Source organism: Pseudomonas sp. GW821-FHT10B02 (assembly GCF_059415665.1).
On sequence record NZ_JBWKNR010000011.1, the window covers coordinates 237,871 to 246,726 of the forward strand.

An 8,856-nucleotide genomic window follows, 5' to 3' on the forward strand; every position below is an offset into this window, starting at 1 on the left:
ATCAACGGATCTCCTCAACGCTCTTGCCGCGCTTGGCAGCAATGGACTCAGGAGATTGCATAGCCTTCAGACCCTTGAAAGTGGCGTGAACCACGTTTACTGGGTTGGTCGAGCCATAGCACTTGGCCAGGACGTTCTGAACGCCAGCAACTTCCAGGACGGCACGCATTGCGCCACCGGCGATGATACCGGTACCTTCAGAGGCAGGCTGCATGTACACCTTCGACGCGCCATGGGCGGACTTGGTGGCGTACTGCAGGGTGGTGCCGTTCAGGTCAACCTGAATCATGTTGCGGCGAGCAGCTTCCATGGCTTTCTGGATCGCAGCAGGTACTTCGCGCGATTTGCCACGGCCGAAACCAACACGACCCTTGCCATCACCTACCACGGTCAACGCGGTGAAAGTGAAGATACGGCCGCCTTTTACGGTTTTGGCAACGCGGTTAACTTGAACCAGCTTCTCGATGTAGCCTTCGTCGCGCTTTTGATCGTTATTTGCCATAACTTAGAACTCCAGCCCGCCTTCACGAGCAGCATCAGCCAGCGCCTTGACGCGGCCGTGGTACTTGAAGCCGGAACGGTCAAAGGCAACTTGAGATACACCGGCGGCTTTCGCGCGCTCAGCTACCAGCTTGCCAACCTTAGTGGCCGCGTCGATGTTGCCGGTGGCGCCATCACGCAGTTCTTTGTCCAAAGTCGAGGCGCTGGCCAGGACTTTGCTGCCGTCGGCCGAAAGGACCTGGGCATAGATGTGCTGCGAGGAGCGGAACACGCAGAGACGCACGACTTCGAGTTCGTGCATTTTCAGGCGTGCTTTGCGAGCGCGACGCAGTCGAGTAACTTTTTTGTCGGTCATTTGCTAGGCCCTACTTCTTCTTGGCTTCTTTACGACGGACGACTTCGTCCGCGTAACGCACACCCTTGCCTTTGTACGGCTCTGGTGGACGGAAGTCGCGGATTTCAGCGGCCACCTGACCTACCAGCTGCTTGTCGATGCCCTTGATCAGGATATCGGTCTGGCTTGGGGTCTCAGCGGTGATACCCGCTGGCAGTTCGTAATCCACTGGATGCGAGAAGCCAAGCGCCAGGTTCAGCACGGTGCCTTTGGCTTGTGCTTTGTAACCAACACCGACCAGCTGGAGCTTACGCTCGAAGCCTTGGCTTACGCCTTGGACCATGTTGTTAACCAGGGCACGGGTGGTACCGGCCATTGCGCGAGTTTGTTGATCGCCATTGCGAGCAGCGAAACGCAGCTCACCAGCTTCTTCAACGACTTCTACGGACGAGTGAACGTTCAGTTCGAGAGTGCCCTTGGCACCCTTCACCGAAAGCTGTTGGCCGACGAATTTGACTTCGACACCGGCTGGCAGCTTAACGGGGTTCTTAGCGACGCGAGACATGCTTATCCCCCCTTAGAACACTGTGCAGAGAACTTCGCCGCCGACACCGGCAGCGCGCGCAGCACGATCAGTCATCACACCTTTGTTGGTGGAGACGATAGACACGCCCAGACCGCCACGTACTTTCGGCAGTTCTTCGACGGACTTGTACTGACGCAGGCCTGGACGACTTACGCGCTTGACTTCCTCGATGACCGGACGGCCTTCGAAGTATTTCAGCTCGATGGAAAGCGATGGTTTTACTTCGCTGCTGACCTGATAGCCAGCGATGTAACCTTCGTCTTTCAGAACTTTGGCTACCGCAACCTTCAGAGTCGACGAAGGCATGCTTACGACGGACTTTTCAGCCATCTGGGCATTACGGATGCGAGTTAGCATGTCCGCTAACGGGTCCTGCATACTCATGGGCTAGACGCTCCTGATACAAGAAAAATTAGCCTCTCGGCTACTACAGTCGCCTGAGCGCGCCAGATCAAAAAACCCGGGCTCAGGAGAGCCGGTCATTCTAGACAGTTCCCAGAAACGAAACAAGCCCCAGAAGGGGCTTGTTTCGTTGCAAAGTCACCGGTGGTCGGAAGATTGCTCTTCCGCCACCTGGACGCTGCCGGTACGTCTTACCAGCTGGCTTTAACCAGACCTGGAACGTCACCGCGCATTGCTGCTTCACGCAGCTTGTTACGGCCGAGGCCGAACTTGCGGTAAACGCCGTGTGGACGACCGGTGATGCGGCAGCGGTTACGCAGGCGCGAAGCGCTGGCGTCACGTGGCTGCTTCTGCAGAGCTACGACAGCGGCAAAACGCTCTTCTGGAGTTGCTTCCAGATTCACGATGATCGCTTTCAGCTCGGCACGCTTCTTGGCGTACTTGGCAACAGTGAGCTGACGCTTCAGCTCACGGTTTTTCATGCTCTTCTTGGCCATTTTCCTACTCCAATCAGTTGCGGAACGGGAATTTGAAAGCACGCAGCAGAGCGCGGCCTTCGTCATCGTTCTTGGCAGTGGTGGTCAGGGTAATGTCCAGACCGCGCAGAGCATCGATCTTGTCGTAGTCGATTTCCGGGAAGATGATCTGCTCTTTCACGCCCATGCTGTAGTTGCCACGACCATCGAAGGACTTGGCATTCAGGCCGCGGAAGTCGCGAACCCGAGGCAGGGAGATCGCCAGCAGGCGGTCCAGGAATTCGTACATACGATCGCGGCGCAGAGTAACTTTAACGCCGATCGGCCAGCCCTCACGGACTTTGAAGCCCGCGATGGATTTCCGAGCGAAAGTCACAACGGCTTTCTGACCGGTGATCTTCTCCAGGTCAGCAACAGCGTGTTCGATGACTTTTTTGTCGCCGACAGCTTCGCCCAGACCCATGTTCAGGGTGATCTTGGTAACGCGCGGAACTTCCATCACGTTCGCCAGCTTAAGTTCTTCCTTAAGCTTCGGAGCAATTTCCTTCCGGTAAATCTCTTTCAGTCGTGCCATGGTCTTCTACCTAGCAGTGTTCAAGCATCAACCGCTTTTTGGGTCGACTTGAAGACACGAATTTTCTTGCCGTCTTCTACTTTGAAACCAACGCGGTCAGCCTTGTTGGTTTCGCCGTTGAAAATGGCGACGTTGGAAGCGTGCAGTGGCGCTTCTTTCTCGACGATACCGCCTTGTACGCCCGACATCGGGTTAGGCTTGGTATGACGCTTCACCAGGTTGATCCCACCAACGACCAGACGGTCGTCAGCGAGAACCTTGAGCACCTTACCGCGCTTACCTTTGTCTTTGCCGGCGATCACGATGATCTCGTCGTCACGACGAATCTTTTGCATGTCGGATCTCCTTACAGCACTTCTGGGGCGAGCGAGACGATCTTCATGAACTTCTCAGTACGAAGTTCACGGGTCACTGGCCCAAAGATACGGGTGCCGATCGGCTCTTGCTTGTTGTTCAACAGAACAGCAGCATTGCCATCAAAGCGGATGATGGAGCCGTCAGCACGACGGACACCGTGGCGAGTGCGGACTACAACAGCAGTCATCACTTGGCCTTTCTTCACTTTACCGCGCGGAATTGCTTCCTTGACGGTTACCTTGATGATGTCACCGATGCCGGCGTAACGGCGGTGCGAACCGCCGAGAACCTTGATGCACATGACGCGACGAGCGCCGCTGTTATCGGCCACATCGAGCATGGATTGAGTCTGAATCATAAAATTTCTCCGACCCTTAGCCCTTAGACTTCAACAGCGCGTTCGAGAACTTCAACCAGTGCCCAAGCTTTGGTCTTGGCCAGCGGACGAGTCTCACGGATGGAGACCTTGTCGCCGATATGGCACTGGTTGGTTTCGTCGTGCGCGTGCAGCTTAGTCGAACGCTTAACGTATTTACCGTAGATCGGGTGCTTTACGCGACGCTCGATCAGTACGGTGATGGTTTTGTCCATCTTGTCGCTGACGACACGGCCAGTCAGCGTACGGACGGTTTTTTCAGCTTCAGCCATGATCACTTACCTGCCTGCTGGTTGAGCACAGTTTTCACGCGAGCGATGTCACGCTTAACTTGCGAGAGCAGGTGCGACTGCCCCAACTGGCCAGTTGCTTTCTGCATGCGCAGATTGAACTGGTCGCGCAGCAAGCCGAGCAGTTGCTCGTTCAGCTGCTGTGCTGATTTTTCACGAAGTTCATTCGCTTTCATCACATCACCGTCCGCTTAACAAAGGAGGTGGCGAGAGGCAACTTTGCAGCTGCCAAGGCGAAAGCCTCACGCGCCAGCTCTTCAGAAACACCCTCGATCTCGTACAGGACTTTGCCTGGCTGGATCTGGGCAACCCAGTATTCCACGGAACCTTTACCTTTACCCATCCGCACTTCGAGAGGCTTCTTGGAGATCGGCTTGTCCGGGAACACACGGATCCAGATTTTACCGCCACGTTTTACGTGACGGGTCAGAGCACGACGTGCCGACTCAATCTGGCGGGCGGTGAGACGACCGCGAGCAACAGCTTTCAGAGCAAACTCGCCGAAGCTGACTTTGCTACCGCGCAGTGCCAGACCACGGTTGTGGCCAGTCATCTGCTTGCGGAATTTTGTACGCTTTGGTTGCAACATTTGGCGTACCCCTTACTTAGCAGCTTTTTTACGAGGCGCTGGTGCTTGTGGTTTCAGTTCTTCTTGGCGACCACCAATAACTTCGCCTTTGAAAATCCAAACCTTCACACCGATCACACCGTAAGTGGTGTGAGCTTCGTAAGTGGCATAGTCGATATCAGCACGCAGGGTGTGCAGCGGCACACGACCTTCGCGATACCATTCAGTACGTGCGATTTCAGCACCACCGAGACGACCGCTCACCTGGATCTTGATGCCTTTGGCACCAATGCGCATGGCGTTCTGTACGGCGCGCTTCATGGCGCGACGGAACATCACACGACGCTCCAGCTGCTGAGCTACGCTCTGAGCAACCAGCATACCGTCGAGTTCCGGCTTGCGGATCTCTTCGATATTGATGTGCACAGGCACACCCATTTGCTTGGTCAGGTCCTGACGCAGTTTTTCAACATCTTCACCTTTCTTCCCGATAACGATACCTGGACGAGCGGTGTGGATGGTGATGCGTGCAGTTTGAGCCGGACGATGGATATCGATACGGCTAACGGACGCGCTTTTTAGTTTGTCTTGGAGGTACTCACGCACATTCAGATCTGCGAGCAAATAGTCCGCATAAGTCCGACCGTCTGCGTACCAGACGGAGGTGTGCTCCTTGACGATTCCCAGGCGAATGCCAGTGGGATGTACTTTCTGACCCATCTGATCGACTCCGTTACTTGTCCGCAACCTTGACAGTGATATGGCAAGACCGCTTGACGATGCGATCAGCGCGGCCTTTGGCACGCGGCATGATGCGCTTCAGCGAACGCCCTTCGTTGACGAAAACGGTGGAGACCTTCAGGTCATCAACGTCTGCGCCTTCGTTATGCTCGGCGTTGGCTACGGCCGACTCGAGGACTTTCTTCATGATTTCAGCGGCTTTTTTGCTGCTGAAAGCCAACAGGTTGAGCGCTTCGCCCACCTTCTTCCCGCGGATCTGGTCGGCGACCAAGCGGGCTTTCTGGGCGGAGATTCGAGCGCCCGACAACTTAGCGGCTACTTCCATTTCCTTACCCCTTAACGCTTGGCTTTCTTGTCAGCCACGTGCCCACGATAAGTGCGGGTACCGGCAAACTCGCCCAGTTTATGGCCGACCATGTCTTCGTTCACGAGAACTGGGACGTGTTGGCGACCGTTGTGTACCGCGATGGTCAGACCGACCATTTGTGGCAGGATCATCGAACGGCGCGACCAGGTCTTAACTGGTTTGCGATCGTTCTTTTCCGCCGCCACTTCGATCTTCTTCAGTAGGTGAAGATCGATAAAAGGACCTTTTTTCAGAGAACGTGGCACTGTCGTATCCCTCTATTTACTTGCGACGACGGACGATCATGTTGTCGGTACGCTTATTACCACGAGTCTTCGCGCCCTTAGTCGGGAAGCCCCATGGCGATACCGGATGACGACCACCGGAGGTACGACCTTCACCACCACCATGTGGGTGGTCAACCGGGTTCATGGCAACACCACGAACGGTTGGGCGAACGCCACGCCAGCGTTTGGCACCGGCTTTACCCAGCGAACGCAGGCTGTGCTCGGAGTTCGAGACTTCACCCAGGGTCGCACGGCATTCAGCCAGGACTTTACGCATTTCACCGGAGCGCAGACGCAGGGTCACATAGACACCTTCGCGAGCGATCAGCTGAGCCGAAGCACCAGCGGAACGAGCGATCTGAGCACCTTTACCCGGCTTCAGTTCGATGCCGTGAATGGTGCTACCCACTGGAATGTTGCGCAGTTGCAGGGAGTTGCCTGGCTTGATTGGAGCCAGAGCACCTGCGATCAGCTGGTCGCCAGCAGCAACGCCTTTAGGGGCGATGATGTAGCGGCGCTCGCCGTCTGCGTAGCACAGCAGTGCGATGTGAGCAGTACGGTTTGGATCGTATTCGATACGCTCGACAGTGGCGACGATGCCATCTTTGTCGTTGCGACGGAAATCGACCATACGGTAATGCTGCTTATGACCACCACCTACGTGACGAGTAGTGATGCGGCCATTGTTGTTACGACCACCAGACTTCGACTTCTTCTCGAGCAGCGGTGCGTGAGGAGCGCCTTTATGCAGCTCCTTGTTGACCACCTTGACCACGAAACGGCGGCCAGGGGAAGTCGGTTTGCATTTAACGATTGCCATGATGCACCCCTTCCTTACTCAGCACTGCTGCTGAAATCGAGATCTTGGCCTGGCTGAAGGGAGACGATCGCCTTCTTCCAGTCATTGCGCTTGCCCAGACCACGTGCGGTACGCTTGGTTTTACCCAGAACGTTAACAGTCGACACGTTTTCGACTTTTACGCCGAACAGGCCTTCGACAGCTTTCTTGATTTCCAGCTTGGTTGCGTCAGTAGCAACCTTGAATACGAACTGGCCTTTTTTCTCAGCCAGAACGGTAGCCTTCTCGGAAACATGCGGGCCAAGGAGGACTTTAAATACGCGTTCCTGGTTCATCCCAGCAGCTCCTCGAATTTCTTCACGGCCGACACAGTGATCAACACTTTGTCGTATGCGATCAGACTGACCGGATCGGAACCCTGTACGTCACGTACGTCGACGTGCGGCAGGTTACGAGCAGCCAGGTACAGATTCTGATCAACAGCGTCAGAAACGATCAGTACGTCGCTCAGACCCATGCCGTTCAGCTTGTTCAGCAGGTCTTTGGTTTTCGGTGCTTCAACAGCGAAGTCCTGAACCACGACCAGACGGTCGGTACGCACCAGCTCAGCGAGGATGGAACGCATTGCTGCGCGGTACATCTTCTTGTTGAGCTTCTGCGAGTGGTCTTGAGGACGAGCTGCGAAAGTGGTACCGCCGCCACGCCAGATTGGGCTACGGATAGTACCGGCACGAGCGCGGCCAGTACCTTTCTGACGCCATGGGCGCTTACCGCCACCAGCAACGTCGGAACGGGTTTTCTGCTGCTTGGTGCCCTGACGGCCGCCGGCCATGTAGGCCACGACTGCTTGGTGAACCAGCGTCTCGTTGAATTCGCCACCGAAAGTCAGTTCGGAAACTTCGATCGCTTGAGCGTCATTTACATTTAGTTGCATGTCAGCTTCCCCTTAACCGCGAGCCTTGGCAGCCGGACGCACAACCAGATCACCGCCAGTAGCGCCAGGAACGGCACCCTTGACCAGCAACAGATTGCGTTCAGCGTCGACGCGCACTACTTCCAGGGACTGAACGGTCACGCGCTCGGCGCCCATATGACCGGACATTTTCTTGCCCTTGAATACACGACCAGGAGTCTGGCACTGGCCGATAGAGCCCGGGACGCGGTGGGAAACGGAGTTACCGTGGGTGTTATCTTGACCGCGGAAGTTCCAGCGCTTGATGGTACCGGCAAAGCCTTTACCTTTCGACTGACCGGTAACATCTACCATTTGGCCAGCAGCGAAGATTTCTGCATTGATCAAGTCGCCAGCCTGGTAGTCGCCTTCTTCAAGACGGAACTCCCAGACACCGCGACCAGCGGCAACGTTCGCTTTAGCGAAGTGACCTGCTTGAGCAGCAGTCACGCGCGAAGCACGACGCTCACCAACAGTGACTTGCACTGCACGGTAGCCATCGGTTTCTTCGGTTTTGAACTGGGTGACGCGATTCGGCTCGATCTCAATGACCGTGACCGGAATGGAGACACCTTCTTCGGTGAAAATACGGGTCATACCGCATTTACGACCGACTACACCAATAGTCATGTTGTAAACCTCATGAGTGTACGGGGCTTTCACCCGCTATGGCCGCCCATTTCAGAGCGTTACACGACTAAGACCGTGTCTTAGCCGAGGCTGATCTGCACTTCCACACCGGCCGCAAGATCAAGCTTCATAAGAGCATCAACGGTTTTATCCGTTGGCTGGACGATGTCCAGAACGCGCTTATGAGTACGGATCTCGTACTGGTCACGCGCGTCTTTGTTGACGTGCGGGGAGACCAGAACGGTGAACCGCTCTTTACGGGTAGGCAGTGGAATTGGACCACGCACTTGAGCACCAGTACGTTTCGCGGTTTCCACGATTTCCTGGGTGGATTGGTCGATCAGGCGATGGTCGAAAGCCTTCAACCTGATACGGATTTGCTGATTTTGCATTGGATTTCAGACTCCAGGCTGCTATTCCCACCGGGCGCACTACGCCCGTTAAAAGGAGGCGTGATTCTATAGACGCCCCTATTGGGTGTCAACCCAATAAAAAAAGCCCCCGCTGAGCGGGGGCTTTTTCAACCTATCGAGAATTACTCGATGATTTTGGCTACGACGCCAGCGCCGACGGTACGACCGCCTTCACGGATAGCGAAACGCAGACCATCTTCCATTGCGATGGTTTTGATCAGAGT

The 8,856-nt window shown here is 55.5% G+C and carries 20 protein-coding genes; all 20 read right to left on the minus strand.

Annotation, left to right across the window (positions count from 1 at the left end):
- Position 1 precedes the first annotated feature (1 nt).
- Positions 2–502 (minus strand): 30S ribosomal protein S5, encoded by a 501-nt coding sequence (rpsE, locus tag AC07OF_RS17995; RefSeq protein WP_010220316.1) that lies wholly within the window; start codon positions 500–502, stop codon positions 2–4.
- Positions 503–505: 3 nt separating this feature from the next.
- Positions 506–856, minus strand: coding sequence for a 50S ribosomal protein L18 (gene rplR, locus AC07OF_RS18000; RefSeq protein ID WP_038606178.1), 351 nt, complete (start codon positions 854–856; stop codon positions 506–508).
- A gap of 10 nt (positions 857–866) precedes the next feature.
- Positions 867–1,400 carry a 50S ribosomal protein L6 gene (rplF, locus tag AC07OF_RS18005; protein WP_038606175.1) on the minus strand — a complete coding sequence of 178 codons (534 nt, stop codon included), beginning with the start codon at positions 1,398–1,400 and terminating at the stop codon, positions 867–869.
- Positions 1,401–1,412: 12 nt separating this feature from the next.
- Positions 1,413–1,805, minus strand: coding sequence for a 30S ribosomal protein S8 (gene rpsH, locus AC07OF_RS18010; RefSeq protein WP_010220313.1), 393 nt, complete (start codon positions 1,803–1,805; stop codon positions 1,413–1,415).
- Between the two features lie 209 nt (positions 1,806–2,014).
- Complete coding sequence (gene rpsN / locus AC07OF_RS18015; protein ID WP_038606172.1) at positions 2,015–2,320, minus strand: 30S ribosomal protein S14; 306 nt, start codon at positions 2,318–2,320, stop codon at positions 2,015–2,017.
- A 13-nt stretch (positions 2,321–2,333) separates the two neighbouring features.
- Complete coding sequence (gene rplE / locus AC07OF_RS18020) at positions 2,334–2,873, minus strand: 50S ribosomal protein L5 (RefSeq protein WP_028944480.1); 540 nt, start codon at positions 2,871–2,873, stop codon at positions 2,334–2,336.
- 20 nt (positions 2,874–2,893) lie between these two features.
- Entirely contained in the window at positions 2,894–3,208 is a 315-nt protein-coding gene (rplX, locus tag AC07OF_RS18025) for a 50S ribosomal protein L24 (protein ID WP_009397501.1), read from the minus strand.
- Positions 3,209–3,219: 11 nt separating this feature from the next.
- Positions 3,220–3,588, minus strand: coding sequence for a 50S ribosomal protein L14 (rplN, locus tag AC07OF_RS18030; RefSeq protein WP_002555479.1), 369 nt, complete (start codon positions 3,586–3,588; stop codon positions 3,220–3,222).
- Positions 3,589–3,611: 23 nt separating this feature from the next.
- The gene (rpsQ, locus tag AC07OF_RS18035; RefSeq protein WP_028944481.1) at positions 3,612–3,878 is read right to left on the minus strand and encodes a 30S ribosomal protein S17; all 267 of its coding nucleotides are present in this window, start codon (positions 3,876–3,878) and stop codon (positions 3,612–3,614) included.
- A 2-nt stretch (positions 3,879–3,880) separates the two neighbouring features.
- Positions 3,881–4,072 carry a 50S ribosomal protein L29 gene (gene rpmC, locus AC07OF_RS18040; RefSeq protein ID WP_002555481.1) on the minus strand — a complete coding sequence of 64 codons (192 nt, stop codon included), beginning with the start codon at positions 4,070–4,072 and terminating at the stop codon, positions 3,881–3,883.
- A complete protein-coding gene (gene rplP, locus AC07OF_RS18045) occupies positions 4,072–4,485 on the minus strand; it encodes a 50S ribosomal protein L16 (RefSeq protein ID WP_003255479.1) in 414 nt (137 codons plus the stop codon). Before rplP ends, rpmC begins: the two co-directional genes overlap by 1 nt.
- Positions 4,486–4,497: 12 nt before the next feature.
- Entirely contained in the window at positions 4,498–5,184 is a 687-nt protein-coding gene (gene rpsC, locus AC07OF_RS18050) for a 30S ribosomal protein S3 (RefSeq protein WP_010220308.1), read from the minus strand.
- 13 nt (positions 5,185–5,197) lie between these two features.
- Positions 5,198–5,530, minus strand: a complete 333-nt coding sequence (rplV, locus tag AC07OF_RS18055; protein ID WP_003103908.1) for a 50S ribosomal protein L22 — start codon at positions 5,528–5,530, stop codon at positions 5,198–5,200.
- Between the two features lie 11 nt (positions 5,531–5,541).
- A complete protein-coding gene (gene rpsS, locus AC07OF_RS18060) occupies positions 5,542–5,817 on the minus strand; it encodes a 30S ribosomal protein S19 (RefSeq protein ID WP_002555486.1) in 276 nt (91 codons plus the stop codon).
- 16 nt (positions 5,818–5,833) lie between these two features.
- Complete coding sequence (gene rplB, locus AC07OF_RS18065; RefSeq protein WP_038606161.1) at positions 5,834–6,658, minus strand: 50S ribosomal protein L2; 825 nt, start codon at positions 6,656–6,658, stop codon at positions 5,834–5,836.
- Positions 6,659–6,672: 14 nt separating this feature from the next.
- Positions 6,673–6,972: a 50S ribosomal protein L23 gene (gene rplW / locus AC07OF_RS18070; protein WP_010220306.1), complete on the minus strand. Its 300-nt coding sequence runs from the start codon at positions 6,970–6,972 to the stop codon at positions 6,673–6,675.
- A complete protein-coding gene (rplD, locus tag AC07OF_RS18075) occupies positions 6,969–7,571 on the minus strand; it encodes a 50S ribosomal protein L4 (RefSeq protein WP_010220305.1) in 603 nt (200 codons plus the stop codon). Before rplD ends, rplW begins: the two co-directional genes overlap by 4 nt.
- Before the next feature lie 12 nt (positions 7,572–7,583).
- Complete coding sequence (gene rplC / locus AC07OF_RS18080) at positions 7,584–8,219, minus strand: 50S ribosomal protein L3 (RefSeq protein ID WP_028944484.1); 636 nt, start codon at positions 8,217–8,219, stop codon at positions 7,584–7,586.
- Positions 8,220–8,299: 80 nt separating this feature from the next.
- Positions 8,300–8,611 carry a 30S ribosomal protein S10 gene (gene rpsJ, locus AC07OF_RS18085; RefSeq protein ID WP_003186070.1) on the minus strand — a complete coding sequence of 104 codons (312 nt, stop codon included), beginning with the start codon at positions 8,609–8,611 and terminating at the stop codon, positions 8,300–8,302.
- A 143-nt stretch (positions 8,612–8,754) separates the two neighbouring features.
- On the minus strand, positions 8,755–8,856 hold a 102-nt coding region (locus AC07OF_RS18090), incomplete at its 5' end, for an EF-Tu C-terminal domain-related protein (protein WP_081499938.1).